This is a genomic window from Streptomyces sp. NPDC036815, assembly GCF_055609205.1.
Genome location: NZ_JBVJPW010000023.1, coordinates 14,477 through 31,526 on the forward strand (window position 1 = coordinate 14,477; position 17,050 = coordinate 31,526).

At 72.9% G+C, this 17,050-nt stretch carries 14 protein-coding genes; 10 read left to right on the top strand and 4 right to left on the bottom strand.

From position 1 onward, the window contains the following. Nucleotides 1-83 precede the first annotated feature (83 nt). From ACZ69I_RS32545 to ACZ69I_RS32580, 8 genes are all read left to right on the top strand, one after another. Nucleotides 84-1,190 (top strand): quinone-dependent dihydroorotate dehydrogenase, encoded by a 1,107-nt coding sequence (locus ACZ69I_RS32545; protein ID WP_467679431.1) that lies wholly within the window; start codon nt 84-86, stop codon nt 1,188-1,190. A gap of 5 nt (nt 1,191-1,195) precedes the next feature. After that, nucleotides 1,196-2,041 (top strand): orotidine-5'-phosphate decarboxylase, encoded by an 846-nt coding sequence (pyrF, locus tag ACZ69I_RS32550; protein WP_470836279.1) that lies wholly within the window; start codon nt 1,196-1,198, stop codon nt 2,039-2,041. 267 nt (nt 2,042-2,308) lie between these two features. After that, nucleotides 2,309-2,635 (top strand): integration host factor, encoded by a 327-nt coding sequence (locus ACZ69I_RS32555; protein ID WP_055564204.1) that lies wholly within the window; start codon nt 2,309-2,311, stop codon nt 2,633-2,635. A 38-nt stretch (nt 2,636-2,673) separates the two neighbouring features. Next, complete coding sequence (gene gmk / locus ACZ69I_RS32560; protein ID WP_470836183.1) at nt 2,674-3,267, top strand: guanylate kinase; 594 nt, start codon at nt 2,674-2,676, stop codon at nt 3,265-3,267. Nucleotides 3,268-3,326: 59 nt separating this feature from the next. Beyond that, nucleotides 3,327-3,599, top strand: coding sequence for a DNA-directed RNA polymerase subunit omega (rpoZ, locus tag ACZ69I_RS32565; protein WP_005319902.1), 273 nt, complete (start codon nt 3,327-3,329; stop codon nt 3,597-3,599). Nucleotides 3,600-3,656: 57 nt separating this feature from the next. Further along, entirely contained in the window at nt 3,657-4,913 is a 1,257-nt protein-coding gene (coaBC, locus tag ACZ69I_RS32570) for a bifunctional phosphopantothenoylcysteine decarboxylase/phosphopantothenate--cysteine ligase CoaBC (protein ID WP_470836185.1), read from the top strand. Between the two features lie 380 nt (nt 4,914-5,293). After that, a complete protein-coding gene (metK, locus tag ACZ69I_RS32575; RefSeq protein ID WP_389722121.1) occupies nt 5,294-6,502 on the top strand; it encodes a methionine adenosyltransferase in 1,209 nt (402 codons plus the stop codon). A gap of 102 nt (nt 6,503-6,604) precedes the next feature. Further along, nucleotides 6,605-8,776: a primosomal protein N' gene (locus ACZ69I_RS32580; RefSeq protein ID WP_470836187.1), complete on the top strand. Its 2,172-nt coding sequence runs from the start codon at nt 6,605-6,607 to the stop codon at nt 8,774-8,776. Nucleotides 8,777-9,093: 317 nt separating this feature from the next. Here ACZ69I_RS32580 and ACZ69I_RS32585 read toward each other — a convergent pair whose 3' ends face one another. Next, entirely contained in the window at nt 9,094-9,672 is a 579-nt protein-coding gene (locus tag ACZ69I_RS32585; RefSeq protein ID WP_470836189.1) for a hypothetical protein, read from the bottom strand. Nucleotides 9,673-9,937: 265 nt separating this feature from the next. Here ACZ69I_RS32585 and fmt point away from each other — a divergent pair, with 265 nt between their 5' ends. Both fmt and ACZ69I_RS32595 read left to right on the top strand, forming a co-directional pair. Beyond that, nucleotides 9,938-10,882, top strand: coding sequence for a methionyl-tRNA formyltransferase (gene fmt, locus ACZ69I_RS32590; RefSeq protein ID WP_467679441.1), 945 nt, complete (start codon nt 9,938-9,940; stop codon nt 10,880-10,882). 122 nt (nt 10,883-11,004) lie between these two features. After that, a complete protein-coding gene (locus ACZ69I_RS32595; RefSeq protein WP_467679443.1) occupies nt 11,005-12,459 on the top strand; it encodes an RsmB/NOP family class I SAM-dependent RNA methyltransferase in 1,455 nt (484 codons plus the stop codon). A gap of 49 nt (nt 12,460-12,508) precedes the next feature. Here the strand turns inward: ACZ69I_RS32595 and ACZ69I_RS32600 are convergent, their stop codons facing one another. The 3 genes from ACZ69I_RS32600 to ACZ69I_RS32610 all read right to left on the bottom strand — a co-directional run bounded on the left by ACZ69I_RS32600 (nt 12,509) and on the right by ACZ69I_RS32610 (nt 17,025). Beyond that, nucleotides 12,509-13,573 carry a cobalamin-independent methionine synthase II family protein gene (locus ACZ69I_RS32600; protein WP_470836191.1) on the bottom strand — a complete coding sequence of 355 codons (1,065 nt, stop codon included), beginning with the start codon at nt 13,571-13,573 and terminating at the stop codon, nt 12,509-12,511. 136 nt (nt 13,574-13,709) lie between these two features. After that, nucleotides 13,710-14,792 carry a DUF5954 family protein gene (locus ACZ69I_RS32605; RefSeq protein ID WP_470836193.1) on the bottom strand — a complete coding sequence of 361 codons (1,083 nt, stop codon included), beginning with the start codon at nt 14,790-14,792 and terminating at the stop codon, nt 13,710-13,712. Between the two features lie 70 nt (nt 14,793-14,862). After that, nucleotides 14,863-17,025, bottom strand: coding sequence for an MMPL family transporter (locus ACZ69I_RS32610; protein ID WP_470836194.1), 2,163 nt, complete (start codon nt 17,023-17,025; stop codon nt 14,863-14,865). Nucleotides 17,026-17,050: the final 25 nt, after the last annotated feature.

Genomic DNA, 17,050 nt, shown 5'->3' on the forward strand with positions numbered 1-17,050 from the left:
CCACCAGGGGGACACCGGAAACACGGTGTCCCCCTTCTGCTGAGGACACCCGTCGTCTGTCGAGGACCCCCGAGGACCCCTTCATGTACAAGCTCTTCTTCAACCTCGTCTTCAAGCGCATGGACCCGGAACGGGCCCACTACACGGCGTTCCGCTGGATCCGCCTCGCGGCCCGCGTCCCCGTGCTGCGCACCTTCGTCGCGGCCGTCCTCGCGCCGCGCCACAAGGAGCTGCGCACCGAGGCCCTCGGGCTGCGGATGCACGGCCCCTTCGGGCTCGCCGCGGGCTTCGACAAGAACGCCGTCGCGATCGACGGCATGTCGATGCTCGGCTTCGACCACATCGAGATCGGCACCGTCACCGGCGAACCGCAGCCGGGCAACCCCAAGAAGCGGCTCTTCCGCCTCGTCCAGGACCGCGCGCTGATCAACCGCATGGGCTTCAACAACGAAGGCTCGGCGGCCGTGGCGGAGCGCCTGGCGGCGCGCACGCCCGTCTTCCGGACCGTCGTGGGCGTGAACATCGGCAAGACCAAGGTCGTCCCCGAGGACGAGGCCGCCGCCGACTACGTGAAGTCGACCGAGCGGCTCGCCCGGCACGCCGACTACCTCGTGGTCAACGTCTCGTCGCCGAACACCCCGGGCCTGCGCAACCTCCAGGCCACCGAGTCCCTGCGGCCCCTCCTGACCGCCGTGCGCGAGGCCGCCGACCGCAGCGTCGAGGGCCGCCGGGTCCCGCTGCTCGTCAAGATCGCGCCGGACCTGGCCGACGAGGACGTGGACGCGGTCGCCGACCTCGCCGTCGAGCTCGGCCTGGACGGCATCATCGCCACCAACACCACCATCGCGCGCGAGGGCCTCGGTCTGACGTCCGAACCCGCTCTCCACGGCGAGACCGGCGGGCTGTCCGGGGCGCCGCTCAAGGAGCGCTCCCTGGAGGTCCTGAGGCGCCTCTACGCGCGCGTGGGCGACCGGATCACCCTCGTGGGCGTCGGCGGCATCGAGAACGCCGAGGACGCCTGGCAGCGCATCCTCGCGGGCGCCACCCTGATCCAGGGCTACAGCGCGTTCATCTACGAAGGGCCCTTCTGGGGCCGCACGATCCACAAGGGCCTCGCCGCGCGCCTTCGGACGAGCCCGTACGCCACTCTCGCCGACGCCGTCGGCGCTGACGTGAGGAACGCCAAGTGAGCAGCATGAGCCCCCTGGACCCCTTCGGCACGCGCCTGCGCCACGCCATGGACGAGCGCGGCCCGCTCTGCGTCGGCATCGACCCGCACGCCTCGCTGCTCTCCGCGTGGGGCCTGAACGACGACGTCGCGGGCCTGGAGCGGTTCACGCGGACCGTCGTGGAGGCGCTGGCCGCGACCGTCGCCGTCTTCAAGCCGCAGAGCGCCTTCTTCGAACGCTTCGGCTCGCGCGGCATCGCCGTCCTGGAGAAGGCCGTCGAGGAGCTGCGCGCGGCCGGCGCCCTGGTCGTCATGGACGCCAAGCGCGGCGACATCGGCTCCACCATGGCCGCCTACGCCGAGACCTTCCTGCACAAGGACTCGCCGCTGTTCAGCGACGCGCTCACCGTCTCGCCCTACCTCGGGTACGGCTCCCTGGAGCCCGCCGTCGAGCTCGCGCGCGAGAACGGCGCCGGGCTCTTCGTGCTCGCCCTCACCTCCAACCCCGAGGGCGCCGAGGTGCAGCACGCGGTGCGCGAGGACGGCCGTACGGTCGCGGCCACGGTCCTCGGGCACCTCGCCGCGGAGAACGCCGCCCAGCGGCCGCTGGGGTCCTTCGGAGCGGTCGTGGGCGCGACGCTCGGCGACCTGTCGTCGTACGACCTCGCGATCAACGGCCCGCTGCTCGCTCCGGGCATCGGGGCGCAGGGCGCGACGCCCGCGGATCTGCCCGGCGTCTTCGGCCCGGTCGTGCGCAACGTCGTCCCGAGCGTCAGCCGCGGTGTGCTCCGTCACGGCCCCGACGTCACGGGTCTGCGCGACGCCGCGGCGCGCTTCGCGGACGAGATCAGGGCGGCGGTCGAAGCGGTCTGAGCGGGGCGACGGACCCGCCGCGCGCCCTCCGCTGACGGCCCGTTGACGAATTGCCGAGCCAAATCCGGGGCGAAATGCCCGATATGTACGGCTCGACAGAGGCTGACCAGGACTTTTCGTCTGTTCTCGCTGACTCCGGCGGCCATGCCCGCTAGTCTCCGACGAGAGCGAACGGGCAAGCGCGTTGCACGTTGCTCACCTGGTGTGGGGCGATGAGGTCCCGCACCGGTCCGTATCCGACAGTTCGACATCCGAGGTGACGTAGGCGTGGCTCTTCCGCCCCTTACCCCTGAACAGCGCGCAGCCGCGCTCGAAAAGGCCGCCGCGGCTCGCCGGGAGCGGGCCGAGGTCAAGAATCGACTCAAGCACTCCGGCGCCTCGCTTCACGAGGTCATCAAGCAGGGTCAGGAGAACGATGTCATCGGCAAGATGAAGGTCTCCGCCCTCCTGGAGTCTCTGCCTGGCGTGGGCAAAGTCCGCGCCAAGCAGATCATGGAGCGTCTTGGCATCTCCGAGAGCCGCCGTGTGCGCGGTCTCGGCTCCAACCAGATCGCGTCGCTCGAGCGAGAGTTCGGTGGCGGTGCCGCCGGCTGATGTTCTCAGGCACTCCTGAGAACCTGGATAATCGCTGCATGGCTGCAACACCCCGGGGGACGTCCCCCGTACCCCCGGACGTACGTCCGCGGCTGACCGTGCTCTCCGGCCCCTCCGGGGTCGGCAAGAGCACGGTCGTCGCTCATATGCGCAAGGAACACCCCGAGGTCTGGCTCTCGGTCTCCGCCACCACCCGCAAGCCGCGGCCCGGTGAGAAGCACGGTGTCCAGTATTTCTTCGTCTCCGACGACGAAATGGACAAGCTCATCGCCAACGGCGAGCTTCTGGAGTGGGCCGAGTTCGCGGGCAACCGCTACGGCACCCCGCGTCGCGCCGTGCTCGACCGCCTGGAGGCGGGCGAACCCGTCCTCCTGGAGATCGACCTGCAGGGCGCGCGCCTGGTGCGCGAGTCGATGCCCGAGGCGCAGCTGGTCTTCCTCGCCCCGCCGAGCTGGGACGAGCTGGTCCGCCGGCTCACCGGCCGGGGGACCGAGGCGCCCGACGTGGTCGAGCGCAGGCTCGCCGCCGCCAAGGTGGAGCTGGCCGCCGAGGCCGAGTTCGACACCACCCTGGTCAACACCTCCGTCGAGGACGTGGCGCGTGAGCTGCTAGCCTTGATGAAAGTTCTTTAGCTCCACACCCGTGTCCTGACTCCGGTCTCGACATCACTTGACCCATCGGAAGGCGAAGAGTGTCCTCTTCCATCACCGCGCCCGAGGGCATCATCAACCCGCCGATTGATGAGCTGCTCGAAGCCACCGACTCGAAGTACAGCCTCGTGATCTACGCCGCCAAGCGCGCGCGCCAGATCAACGCGTACTACTCGCAGCTCGGTGAGGGCCTCCTGGAGTACGTCGGCCCCCTGGTGGACACCCACGTCCACGAGAAGCCGCTCTCGATCGCGCTCCGCGAGATCAACGCCGGCCTGCTGACCTCCGAGGCCATCGAGGGCCCGGCTCAGTAAGCGGTTCGTACGTTCAGCACAGGCCCGGCAGCACGGCTGCCGGGCCTGTGGTGTGTCATGGAGCAGTACGCATCCGAGTGCGGATCCGAGTGCGGGGAGACAGAGGCAGTGGCCGAGAAGCCGAAGGTAGTCCTTGGGGTCAGCGGCGGCATCGCCGCCTACAAGGCGTGCGAGCTGCTGCGGCGGCTGACCGAGTCCGGCCACGACGTGCGCGTCGTGCCGACCGCGTCAGCGCTGCACTTCGTCGGCGCCGCCACCTGGTCCGCGCTCTCCGGCCACCCCGTCTCGACCGAGGTCTGGTCCGACGTCCACGAGGTGCCGCACGTCCGCATCGGACAGCACGCCGACCTCGTGATCGTCGCCCCCGCCACCGCGGACATGATCGCCAAGGCGGCCCACGGTCTGGCCGACGACCTGCTCACCAACACGCTCCTCACGGCCCGCTGTCCGGTGGTCTTCGCCCCGGCCATGCACACGGAGATGTGGGAGCACCCGGCCACCCAGGAGAACGTCGCCACCCTGCGCCGTCGCGGCGCCCTCGTCGTCGAGCCCGCCGTCGGCCGCCTCACCGGCGTCGACACCGGCAAGGGCCGCTTCCCGGACCCCGTCGAACTCTTCGAGGTCGTACGCCGTGTCCTCGCCCGCAAGGACCTGGCGCGGGACCTCGCGGGGCGCCACGTCGTCGTGAGCGCGGGCGGCACCCGCGAACCCCTGGACCCGGTCCGTTTCCTGGGCAACCGCTCCTCGGGCAAGCAGGGCTACGCGCTCGCCCGCAGCGCCGCGGCGCGCGGTGCCCGGGTCACCCTCGTCGCGGCCAACGCGGCGCTGCCGGACCCCGCGGGCGTCGACGTCGTACCGGTCGGCACCGCCGTGCAGCTGCGCGAGGCGGTCCTGAAGGCCGCGGCCGACGCCGACGCCGTGGTGATGGCGGCCGCCGTCGCCGACTTCCGCCCCGAGACGTACGCGGCCGGGAAGATCAAGAAGAAGGACGGGCAGGACCCGGCGCCGATCGCCCTGGTCCGCAATCCCGACGTCCTCGCCGAGATCGCGGGGGAGCGGCCCCGGGCCGGGCAGGTGGTCGTCGGTTTCGCCGCGGAGACGGACGACGTGCTGGCCAATGGCCGCGCCAAGCTCGCCCGCAAGGGCTGCGACCTGCTGGTCGTCAACGAGGTCGGCGAGCGCAAGACCTTCGGCGCCGAGGAGAACGAGGCGGTGGTGCTCGGCGCCGACGGGAGCGAGACGCCGGTTCCGTACGGACCCAAGGAGGCCCTCGCCGACACGGTCTGGGACCTGGTCGCCGAGCGGCTGTCCTGACGCCCCCACGCCGTCTCACCATCCGGACAACGAGTTCACGCCGGTTTCCGTGAGCCGTTCCGGTGTCTCACTTTCGCCTCTTGGCGGAACTTGGCCACATTCAGGTGCTTCTCTTGACGGGGTCTGTGCAGGCAGGGCTCAATGTCATCTTCGCCCCATCAGGCGCCTCATACCCGGGAAAAAGGGGTACGAGGACCTTTGGCGGAGGCGGATCGTCGTACCGCGCACAGCAGTGCCGCAGGTCACAGGCCTCCCAAGTGGCGAGACATGTGGACCGGCGGCCGAGTGTGACCGATAAACTGGTCTCGGACGACGCCGGGCGCAGCCCCCGGCCGTCCACCCATGATCAGACAGCAGCCGCTGCAACCACAGGGAGCGATGTGTCCCGGCGCCTCTTCACCTCGGAGTCTGTGACCGAGGGTCACCCCGACAAGATCGCTGACCAGATCAGCGACACCATTCTCGACGCGCTTCTGCGGGAGGACCCGACCTCACGGGTCGCCGTGGAGACGCTGATCACCACCGGCCTCGTCCACGTGGCCGGTGAGGTCACGACGAAGGCGTACGCGCCGATCGCGCAGCTCGTGCGCGACAAGATCCTCGAGATCGGTTACGACTCCTCGAAGAAGGGCTTCGACGGCGCCTCCTGTGGCGTCTCGGTGTCCATCGGCTCGCAGTCCCCCGACATCGCGCAGGGCGTCGACACGGCGTACGAGAAGCGTGTCGAGGGCGACGAGGACGAGCTCGACAAGCAGGGCGCCGGCGACCAGGGCCTGATGTTCGGCTACGCCTGCGACGAGACCCCGGAGCTCATGCCGCTCCCGATCCACCTCGCGCACCGCCTCTCGCGCCGCCTCTCCGAGGTCCGCAAGAACGGGACCATCCCGTACCTGCGCCCCGACGGCAAGACCCAGGTCACCATCGAGTACGACGGCGACAAGGCCGTCCGCCTCGACACGGTCGTGGTCTCCTCGCAGCACGCGAGCGACATCGACCTGGACTCGCTCCTCGCGCCCGACATCCGCGAGTTCGTGGTCGAGCCCGAGCTGAAGGCTCTCCTCGAGGACGGCATCAAGCTGGAGACCGAGGGCTACCGCCTGCTGGTCAACCCCACCGGCCGCTTCGAGATCGGCGGCCCGATGGGCGACGCCGGCCTGACCGGCCGCAAGATCATCATCGACACCTACGGCGGCATGGCCCGCCACGGCGGCGGCGCCTTCTCCGGCAAGGACCCCTCCAAGGTCGACCGCTCGGCCGCCTACGCGATGCGCTGGGTCGCCAAGAACGTCGTCGCCGCGGGCCTGGCGGCCCGCTGCGAGGTCCAGGTGGCGTACGCCATCGGCAAGGCCGAGCCCGTCGGTCTCTTCGTGGAGACGTTCGGTACGGCCACGGTCGACACGGACAAGATCGAGGCGGCCATCGCCCAGGTCTTCGACCTGCGCCCGGCCGCGATCATCCGCGACCTGGACCTGCTGCGCCCGATCTACTCGCAGACCGCCGCGTACGGCCACTTCGGCCGCGCGCTCCCCGACTTCACGTGGGAGCGCACGGACCGCGTGGACGCGCTGCGGGAGGCGGTGGGGCTGTAGTCCCGGCCCCCTGTTGTTCTGACGAGGCCCGGTACCCCTGCGGGGGTGCCGGGCCTCGGCGCGCTCGGGGCGCTGTCGGTGCGGTCTGGTAGGAATGCAGCTGTGAGCAGGGAGAACGAAGGGTTCGAGGGCGGCGGGGGGGCCGAGGAGCCGGAGCAGCTTGCGCTCATTCGGGAGTCGGTGCGCAGCGCCAAGGTGCCGCGTGCCAAGCCTCGGACGTGGCGGGGGGCCGCGCTGGCCAAGGAGTTGCCGGTCGCGCGCGTGCTCGTCGACAAGGGCGTACTGCACCTCGACCGGTACTTCGACTATGCCGTGCCCGAGGAGCTGGACGCCGTGGCCCAGCCCGGGGTGCGGGTCCGGGTGCGGTTCGGCGCCGGGTCGCGGAACGTGCGGGAGGGTCGGCGTGAGGGAGGCGGCCTGATCGACGGGTTCATCGTCGAGCGGCGCGCCGAGAGTGATTACAGCGGTCCTCTGGCGGCCCTGGCCCAGGTCGTGTCGCCGGAGCCCGTGCTCGACGCCGGGCTCCTTGAGCTGGCCCGGGCGGTCGCCGACCGGTATGCGGGGAGCCTCGCCGATGTGCTGCAGCTGGCGATCCCGCCCCGGCACGCGCGGGCCGAGGCCCGCGAGTCGCCCGAGCCGCCTGCCCCGCCTGCCCCGCCCGACCCGGGGAGCTGGCGGCGGTACGGACACGGGGCCGAGTTCCTCGGGGCGCTGGCCTCGGGGGGCGCACCCCGCGCCGTGTGGACCGCGCTGCCGGGGCCGCAGTGGGCCGAGGAGATCGCCCGCGCCGTCCAGGCCACGCTCGCCTCGGGGCGCGGCGCGCTCGTCGTCGTACCGACCGGGCGTCCGGCCGCGCGCGTGGACGCCGCGCTCACCGAACTGCTCGGCGCGGGCCGGCACGCGCTGCTGACCGCCGACGCCGGGCAGGAGCGGCGCTATCAGGAGTGGCTCTCGGTACGGCGCGGGGCCGTGCGGGCCGTCGTCGGCACGCGCGCCGCCATGTTCGCGCCCGTACGGGACCTGGGGCTCGTCGTCGTCTGGGACGACGGGGACTCCAATCTCAGTGACGACCACGCGCCGTTTCCGCATGTGCGGGAGGTGCTTGAGCTGCGCGCCTCGCGGGAGAAGTGCGGGTTCCTGCTGGGGAGCTGGAGCTGCACGGTGGAGGCCGCGCAGCTCGTCGAGAGCGGCTGGGCCGCGCCGCTCGTCGCCGATCGCGAGCAGGTGCGGGGGGCCGCGCCGCTGGTGCGGACCGTGGGCGACGGCGACCTCGCCCGGGACGAGGCGGCGCGGGCCGCTCGGTTGCCGACGCTGGCCTGGCGGGTCGCGCGGGAGGGGCTGAAGCACGGGCCCGTCCTGGTGCAGGTGCCTCGGCGCGGATATGTGCCGCGGCTGGCTTGTGAGCGGTGCCGCGAGCCCGCGCGGTGCCGGCGGTGCGCCGGGCCGCTGGAGGCGCAGGAGAGCGGTTCCGCCCTGCGATGCGGGTGGTGCGGGGTGGAGGAGGCCCAGTGGCACTGCGAGTCCTGCGGCGCGTTCCGGCTGCGCGCGCAGGTCGTGGGGGCCCGTCGGACCGCCGAGGAACTGGGTCGGGCGTTTCCCGCGGTGCCGGTGCGGACGTCGGGGCGCGAGCAGGTGCTCGACACGGTGCCGGGCGGGCCGGCGCTGGTGGTGAGCACGCCGGGGGCGGAGCCCGTCGCCGAGGGCGGTTACGCGGCCGCCCTGCTGCTCGACGGCTGGGCCATGCTGGGCCGGCCCGACCTGCGGGCCGGGGAGGACGCGCTGCGGCGGTGGATCGCGGCGGCGTCGCTGGTCCGTCCGCAGAGCGCGGGCGGCACGGTCGTGGTCGTCGCCGAGCCGACGCTGCGGCCCGTGCAGGCGCTGGTGCGGTGGGACCCCGTCGGCCACGCCGTGCGGGAGCTCGCGGACCGGGCCGAGCTGGCCTTTCCTCCGGTCTCGCGGATGGTGGCGGTGTCCGGGACGCCCGAGGCGCTGTCGGAGTTCCTGGCGGGCGCCGAACTGCCGCGGGACGCGGTGGTGCTGGGGCCCGTGCCGGTACGGGAGGCCGGGCAGGCACCGGCCCGCCGGGGCGGGGGTGCGCCGCCGGGGGAGCCGACGGAGCGGGTGCTGATCCGGGTCCCCCCGGGGAGCGGCGCCGCGCTCGCGGCCGCACTGAAGGCGGCGCAGGCCGCGCGGATGGCCAGGGGGGCCAAGGGCGCCAGGGAGGCCGGGGGAGAGGCGGTGCGGATCAGGGTGGACCCGCCGGACATCGGGTGACGCACGGGGGCGCCTTCGGCGGGGTTCACGTCGCCCGGCAACGGAGCTGTTCCGCGCGCGTGCCGCCCCGCACAAAGCTGTCGTCCCCGCGCAGGGCTGCCGTCCCCGCACAGGGCTGCCGTCCCCGCGCAAGGCTGCGGCCCCGCACAGAGCGGTCGCCCCGCACAAAGCTGCCGCCCCCGCACAAAGCCGCCGCCTCCGCACAGAGCGGTCGTCCCGCACAAAGCCGCTGCCCCCGCACAGAGCGGTCGCCCCCGCACAAAGCTGCCCCCTCGTCCTTGGCGGAGGAGCGAGGGGGCAGCGGTCGAGGTGGTATGTCAGCCGTTGCGGGGGCCGGGGAAGGCGTTCGGCCTGGCTTCGTCGCGGAGGGTGGGGCTGCCCGCGGTGGGCTGGGTCGGCATCGCGCGGGCGGCGGGGACGGACGGCAGGGGGACGCCGACCGGCAGCGGACGCGTCGCCGTGGCGGTGGCCGAGGCCGAGGCCGAGGCCGCCACGGTCGGCGCGGGCGCCTCCGTGGCGCGCTCCGCCTCGGCCGCTGCCTGCGTCGTGGCCCGTCGCGCGCCGTAACGGCGGTGCACCGCCTGCTTGGTGACGCCGAGGGCCGAGCCCACCGCGTCCCACGAGAACCCGAGCGAGCGGTCGAAGTCCACCGCCGCGGTCACCAGTGTCTCGACGCTGTCCCGCAGTTCCTGGGCGAGGCGTACGGTCGGGGCGGGGGCCCGCCCGTACACGACGAAGCCCGCGGACGGGCTGGAGCGGCGCGGGCGGTAGACGTTCCCGAGCTGGGCGGTGAGGGTACGCAGCGCGTCCACCTGCCGGCGGACCCGCTCGATGTCCCGCACCAAGAGGTGCAGGCTGGCCCGTGCCTGGGCGTCGTGGGTTGCGTGGTCGGCCATGAACAAGCCTCTCGAACCGGCGTTGAAAAGGATCGGGCCGCATCAGAGGCCCGTTGTGGTCAACTCTTTCTTGACCAACGCGCTAGTTCGTGTGGGGTCACGGTGCAGGGGCGTATGTGCATATGCACAGGGCGCGCGGCGATTCGTACGCCCCCGACGGCGTCAACGGCAGGCCTGGCGAGGCCCGTCCAGGGCGGCCCTCCGGTGCGGCCCATAGACTGGTGCGCTGCCGTCGCCCCACCCCAGAGATCCGAGGTATCCACCAGTGAAGCTGGTCTTCGCAGGCACTCCCGAGGTCGCCGTTCCCGCCCTCGACGCCCTGATCGCCTCCGACCGGCACGAGGTCGCCGCCGTCGTGACCCGACCGGACGCGCCCGCGGGACGGGGGCGCAGGCTCGTCGCGAGCCCCGTCGCGGAGCGTGCGGAGGAGGCCGGCATCGAGGTGCTCAAGCCCGCGAAGCCGCGTGACGAGGACTTCCTGGCGCGGCTGCGCGAGATCGGCCCCGACTGCTGCCCCGTCGTCGCCTACGGCGCGCTGCTGCCCAAGGTGGCCCTGGACGTCCCGGCCCGCGGCTGGGTCAACCTGCACTTCTCGCTGCTGCCCGCCTGGCGCGGCGCCGCTCCCGTGCAGCACGCGGTGATGGCGGGGGACGAGATCACCGGCGCCTCCACCTTCCTGATCGAGCAGGGGCTGGACTCCGGGCCGGTGTACGGCACGGTGACGGAGGCCGTGCGGTCCACCGACACCAGCGGTGACCTGCTCACGCGGCTCGCGTTCGCGGGTTCGGGGCTGCTCGTCGCGACGATGGACGGCATCGAGGACGGCAGCCTGCAGGCGGTGCCGCAGCCGGCCGACGGCGTCACCCTCGCGCCGAAGATCACCGTCGAGGACGCCCAGGTGGACTGGGCCGCACCGGCCCTGCGCGTCGACCGCGTGGTGCGCGGCTGCACGCCCGCCCCCGGTGCCTGGACCGTCTTCCGCGGCGAGCGCCTGAAGATCATCCAGGCCGCGCTCGTCCAGGACCGCACCGACCTCGCGCCCGGTGAGCTGTCCCCGGCCAAGAACAACGTGTACGTCGGTTCCGGATCGCACGCCGTCGAGCTGCTCTGGGTCCAGCCGCAGGGCAAGAAGCCGATGCGCGGCGCGGACTGGGCGCGCGGGGTGCGGATCGCCCCCGGCGAGCGGGTGGGCGCGGGCGACGTAGGCTGAGCGGAGGGCCCTAGCGGCCCTTTCCGTCCCGGGACCGCCCCTTTTCAGCCGTGCGGCGCGGCCCACCCCGGGGCCCTCGCGGTCCCTCACGAGCATTCGAACCATTCAGCAGCGGAGCACCTTTGAACGACCAGCCGAACCGGCCTCCCCGCAAGTCCTCCGGCAAGCCCGGGAAGTCCGGCAAGCCCTACCGCCGCCCGCAGAAGGATCCGGTCCGCTTCCTCGCCTTCGAGGCGCTGCGGGCCGTCGACGAGCGCGACGCGTACGCGAACCTCGTCCTGCCGCCGCTGCTGCGCAAGGCCAGGGAGAAGCAGGAGGGCTTCGACGCGCGTGACGCCGCGCTCGCCACCGAGCTGGTCTACGGCACCCTGCGCCGTCAGGGCACGTACGACGCCATCGTCGCGGCCTGCATCGACCGGCCGCTTCGCGAGGTCGACCCGCCGGTCCTCGACGTGCTCAACATGGGCGTGCACCAGCTGCTCGGCACCCGTATCCCGACGCACGCCGCCGTCTCCGCCTCCGTGGAGCTGGCGCGCGTGGTGCTCGGCGACGGGCGGGCCAAGTTCGTCAACGCCGTACTGCGCAAGGTCTCCCAGGACGATCTGGACGGGTGGGTGGAGAAGGTCGCGCCGCCCTACGACGAGGACCCCGAGGACCACCTCGCCGTCGTCCACTCGCACCCCCGCTGGGTCGTCTCGGCGCTGTGGGACGCGCTCGGCGGCGGCCGCGCGGGCATCGAGGACCTGCTGGAGGCCGACAACGAGCGGCCCGAGGTGACGCTGGTCGCGCGGCCGGGGAGGGCCACCGCCGAGGAGCTCCTGGACTCCGTGGGCGAGGACTCCGCGCTGCCCGGCCGCTGGTCGCCGTATGCGGTGCGGCTCAGCGAGGGTGGCGAGCCCGGCTCACTGGAGGCCGTGCGCGAAGGCCGCGCGGGCGTGCAGGACGAGGGCAGTCAGCTGGTCGCGCTCGCACTCGCGAACGCCCCGATCGAGGGCCCCGACGAGAAGTGGCTGGACGGCTGCGCGGGCCCCGGCGGAAAGGCCGCCATGCTCGCCGGGCTCGCCGCCGGGCGCGGCGCCGCGCTGCTCGCCGCCGAGAAGCAGCCGCACCGCGCCCGTCTCGTCGCGCAGGCGCTCGCCGGGAACCCCGGGCCGTACGAGGTCATCGCGGCCGACGGCACCCGTCCGCCCTGGCGGCCCGGCACCTTCGACCGCGTCCTGATGGACGTGCCCTGCACGGGACTCGGCGCGCTGCGCCGCCGCCCCGAGGCCCGCTGGCGCCGCCGCCCGCAGGACCTGGAGGGCTTCGCGCCGCTGCAACGCGGGCTGCTGCGCACGGCGCTGGAGTCCGTGCGCGTCGGCGGCGTCGTCGGGTACGCCACCTGCTCGCCGCACCCGGCCGAGACGCGGGCCGTCGTGGACGACGTGCTCAAGCAGGTCGGCGGAGCCGAACTCATCGACGCGCGGCCGCTGTTGGAGAACGTCCCGGCGCTGGGCGAGGGCCCCGACGTACAGCTGTGGCCGCATCTGCACGGGACGGACGCGATGTATCTGGCGCTGATCCGCCGGACCGCCTGAGGGGCGGGCCGAAATCGCGTGCGGAGCGGTTTCGGCCCGCCGGTGCTCGTTACAGGCCCAGCTGTTGGGCGGCGAGGGCCGTGCCGCGGACCCGGGCCTCGATCTTGGCGAAGGCGATGTCGCGTGAGGTGGAGGTGTCGTCGGCGAAGGGGGAGAAGCCGCAGTCGTCGCACGTGCCCAGCTGTCCGGCCGGAAGGTGTCGCGCCGCGAGCAGGATGCGGTCGCGTACCTCTTCGGGGGTCTCGACGCGGGGATCGATGGGGTCGGTCACACCGATGAACACCCGGATGTCGGGGCGCAGTTGGGCGGCGACGACGTCGAGGACGCGCTCGGGGTCGGCCTCGCTGGCCAGCTGGAGGTAGAAGTTGCCGGCCTGGAGCCGGAAGAGGTCGGGGAGCAGCGAGGCGTAGTCGACGTCGAGGCTGTGGGTGGAGTCGTGGTCTCCGCCGGGGCAGGTGTGGATGCCGATGCGGGCCCGTTCGGCGGCGGTGAAGCGGTTCAGGACCTGGTTGTTGAGGGCGATAAAATCGTTCAGGAGGCCGCCGCTGGGGTCCAGCTTGAGGGATAACCGGCCCTCGGTGAAGTCGAGTTGCACGACATGGGCGCCCGCGTCGAGGCATCCCCGGATGTCGGCCTCGGCCTCGTTGACGAGGTCGGCCAGGAACGCTTCGCGCGAGTAGCCCGCGATGGGCTCGGACGGATAGAGCAGGCTGAGGGCGGACGGGGCGATGACGGCCTGCTTGACGGGCTTGTCGGTGTGGCGCTGGGCGTCGCGCAGGTAGGCGTCGGCGTGGATCTGGTAGCGGAAGGGTCCGGCCGTCAGGCAGGGCAGTTGCCGGGTGTGCCCGTCGGCGAAGGGGATGACCGCGCCGTCGGGTGCGAGCGTGTCCAGGCCGCTGAGCGGGTACGTGACGAAACTTGGCTTGGACTGCTCGCCGTCGACGAGGACGGGGCAGCCGATGCTCTCGAGACGTGCCAGCGTGTCGGCGGCGGCTTGTGCCTGGAATTTCGCCAAGTCGGCGTCGGAGAGCTGTCCTTGGGCGTGCTGGGTGAGGGCTTCCAGCAGAGCGGACGGTCGGGGGATGCTGCCGATGGGCTCGGTGGGGATGCTCATGGTGGGAACGTACGCCGCGGTGACTGCTGTGGGAATGCGGTGTGGTTGTTGTACCCCGGACGAGGGACTGATCTCGGATACGGGGCGGTGGAGCCGGGCCCGGTCCAGGAGCGCGCCGGAAGATGTGAGCGCGATGTCACTCGTCGGCGAAGTGGACGGTGCCGTCCTCGTCGAGGGCGGGGTGGATCGGGCCGGGCTCGTGGCTGTCCACGTCGGAGGGGCGGGGGCCCTCGGGTCCGTCGGGGCCCCAGCGCAGCAGCCGGCGGATGCGGCCGATCCGGTGGACCGTGCCCCGGACCTCGATCTCGTCCAGGTGTCCGGCGCGCAGCCGGTCGGCGGCCTCGGCGTAGAGCGCGAGCTCGGCGGCCGCGGGGTCGGTGCCCTCGGCGGCCAGGGTGCGGGCGTCGGTCGCCACGCCGGCGTCCATGGGGATCAGGCCGCGGTTGCGCGGCTCCCACCAGGTCAGGGAGAAGTCCAGCGTCTTGCGGGCGCCGTGCGCGGTGGCGTGCAGGGCACTGCCCGGCGTCCAGCTGCCGTCGCTGCGCTGCACGACCGCGAACGTGGCGGGCAGCAGCAGGACCTCGGGGTGTGTGTGCAACGCGCGGTGCGCGTCGGCGCGTACGGGGGCGGGGAACCGGGAGCCGGTGTAGGCCAGGGTGCGCAGCGCCAGCCGTTCCGCGGCCTGGGCCGGGGTGACGGGGGCGTCCGGGTCAAGGACCAGCCCCTCGTCGATCTTCGGAGGCTTCGTACCGCGGTCCCAGTCGAGGGTGCCGTGCGGTGCGTCGGTCGGGCGGGGCCGCTCGATGCCGCCGTGCACGTCGAGACCGGCGTATTCGTCGGCCCGCACGACGCGGTAGCGGGTACCGGCCACGGTGAGTTCGTCGACGCGCTCGCTCTCCAGCCGGGCCACCGCCGCCAGCAGGGCGCGCCGCTCCGCCCTGTCCCGTGCGTCGTCCTTGGCCCGGAACCACAGCAGCGAGTTGAGGTCGTCCCGGGCCTGTTGCGGACAGCCGTGCGTCACCTCGACGGTCACCCGCCACCGCCGGCCGTCCTCCCGCCGCTGCGCGGCCACCCCGAACAGCGGGCCGCGCACTCCGAGCGCGCTGGTCCGCGACGCGGCGTCGGACGCGTCGGCCTCCATCGCCGCTTCCACCGGCTCCACCGGCACCCGCACCGTCATCGACCACGCACGGACCGGTTTCGCGTCCCCCTGGCTCATGCCACCATCCTGGCGACCTTCGTACGCCGTTGTCGCCGGTTTCCTGAATCGTCCGCTTTCCGGACCGGTTTCAGCCGTGACGGTCGGGGTGGTGGCCGGATGTGTCGGAGCCGGGTGCTCGGTCCGCCGGGTGGCGTGCCAGGGAGTGCGGCCACCAGACCTTCGGACCCACGTCCAGGAACAGTGACGTGACGAGGACCGACCGTACGACGAACGTGTCGAGCAGCACGCCGAGCGCCACCGCGAAGCCGATCTCGGCGAACGCCACCATCGGGAGCGTGCCGAGCGCCGCGAACGTGCCCGCGAGGACCAGGCCCGCCGAGGTGATCACCGCGCCGGTCGCGGCAAGACCCGTCAGGACGCCCGCGCGGGTGCCCTGACGGCCCGCCTCCTCGCGGATGCGGGTCGACAGGAAGATGTTGTAGTCGATGCCGAGCGCCACCAGGAACACGAAGACGAAGAGCGGGAAGTCGGTCGGCTCGCCCGCGTAGTCGAAGAGGTGGCGGAAGGCCAGGGCGCTGAGGCCCAGGGCCGTAGCGAAGGACAGGACGACCGTGGCGATCAACAGGAGCGGGGCGACCACCGCGCGCAGCAGGACGCCGAGGATCAGCAGGACCACGACGAGGACCAGTGGGATGACCAGCTTGTTGTCGTGGGCCGTGGCGCGGTCCATGTCGAGCAGGGCGGCCGTGCCGCCGCCCACCCGCGCGTCCGCGCCGGGGACCCCGTGGACGGCCTCGCGCACGCGCTCCACGGTCCGCTTGGCGGCCGCACTGTCGGACGGGTCCGTCGGGGTCGCCTCGAACAGCACCTGGCCGTCGTGCTCGGCCTTCGTCCCCGGCGGTACGACGACGCTGCCTGGCTGCACGCCCCGGGTGTCCGCGACGATCTCGCGCACCCGGTCGCCGCGCGCCTTCTCCGCCACGATCACCAGCGGATCGCCCGAACCCGCGGGGAAGTGGCGCGCGAGCACCTCCTGGCCGGTGATCGACTCCGGCTTGTCGGTGAACGCGTCGGCGTTGCTGAGCCCTTCGGCCCGCAGTTGCAGCAGGCCGAGCGAGAGCAGGGCGAGGGCCGCTCCCGTGACGGCCCAGATCAGCCGGGGGCGGCGGGCGATGCGCAGGCCCGTGCGGGCCCACAGGCCGCGCTCGGTGGGCTCGGGGGAACCGGCGTGCGGGATCAGCGGCCAGAAGAACCACCTGCCGAAGATCACCAGAAGGGCGGGGAAGAGCGAGAGCATCGCCAGGAGGCCGACGGCGACGCCGATCGCTGCGACCGGGCCGAGGCCGCGCGTGGAGTTCATCTCGGCGGCCAGCAGCACCAGCATGCTCAGGACGACGGTCGCGCCCGAGGCGAGGACCGCGGGGCCCGCCCGGTGCAGGGCCAGGGCCATCGCCTCGTGGCGGTCCTCGTGCCGGCGCAGCTCTTCGCGATAGCGAGCGACGAGGAGGAGGGCGTAATCGGTCCCCGCGCCGAAGACGAGCACGGTCAGGATGCCCGCGCTCTGGCCGTTGACGGTGAGGTCCGCGTGCGCGGCGAGCAGATAGACGAGGGCCTGGGCGGTGAACAGTGCGGTGATCACGGCGATCAGCGGGGCGAGGAGCAGGGTGGGGCTGCGGTAGGTGAGCAAGAGGATCACGACGACGATGCCCGCCGCCGAGAGCAGCAGCGTGGAGTCGATGCCCTCGAAGGCCTCCGCGGAGTCGGCAGCGGTGCCGCCCGGCCCGGTGACGTGCACGGACAGCCCGTCCTCGCCGTCGCCCACCCCTTCCCTGATGGAGTCGACGGCGGGCCCGATGCGCTCCCAGCCCTCGGCGTCCATGGTGATCGGGACGACCACCTGGGCGGCCTCGGCGCCCGCCTTCCGGTCGTACAGGGGGCCGCGGGTCTCGGCGCCGCGGACGCCGTGGCCGCGCAGCTCCCGGGCCTCGCGCACGTCCGCCGCGATCCGCGTGCGGTCCGCCGGGGTGAGGCCGCCTTCGCGGGCGTACACGACGACGGCGGGGATCGCCTCGGGCCTGAACCCGTCGGAGACGTCGAGGACTTGGGTCGACTCCGCGGAGCCGGGCAGCCAGGACTCCGCGTCGTTCTCCTGGGCGTCGGTGAGCTTCTGGGCCAGGGGCGCCGCGACGATGATCACGATCAGCCAGAACAGCACCACCAGCCACTTGGCGCGCCGCCCGCACACCAGCCACGCGACCCCGCGCCGCCCCCGCCGTCCTACGTCCGCCATGGCTTCCCCCCGCTCGCCGTGCGCG

Excerpts from the sequence above, each read along its gene's own strand:
- ACZ69I_RS32545 (WP_467679431.1), top strand. The coding sequence starts at position 84 with ATGTACAAGCTCTTCTTCAACCTCGTCTTCAAGCGCATGGACCCGGAA.
- pyrF (WP_470836279.1), top strand. The coding sequence starts at position 1,196 with ATGAGCCCCCTGGACCCCTTCGGCACGCGCCTGCGCCACGCCATGGAC.
- gmk (WP_470836183.1), top strand. The coding sequence starts at position 2,674 with ATGGCTGCAACACCCCGGGGGACGTCCCCCGTACCCCCGGACGTACGT.
- coaBC (WP_470836185.1), top strand. The coding sequence starts at position 3,657 with ATGGAGCAGTACGCATCCGAGTGCGGATCCGAGTGCGGGGAGACAGAG.
- ACZ69I_RS32585 (WP_470836189.1), bottom strand. The coding sequence starts at position 9,672 with ATGGCCGACCACGCAACCCACGACGCCCAGGCACGGGCCAGCCTGCAC.
- ACZ69I_RS32600 (WP_470836191.1), bottom strand. The coding sequence starts at position 13,573 with ATGAGCATCCCCACCGAGCCCATCGGCAGCATCCCCCGACCGTCCGCT.
- ACZ69I_RS32605 (WP_470836193.1), bottom strand. The coding sequence starts at position 14,792 with ATGAGCCAGGGGGACGCGAAACCGGTCCGTGCGTGGTCGATGACGGTG.
- ACZ69I_RS32610 (WP_470836194.1), bottom strand. The coding sequence starts at position 17,025 with ATGGCGGACGTAGGACGGCGGGGGCGGCGCGGGGTCGCGTGGCTGGTG.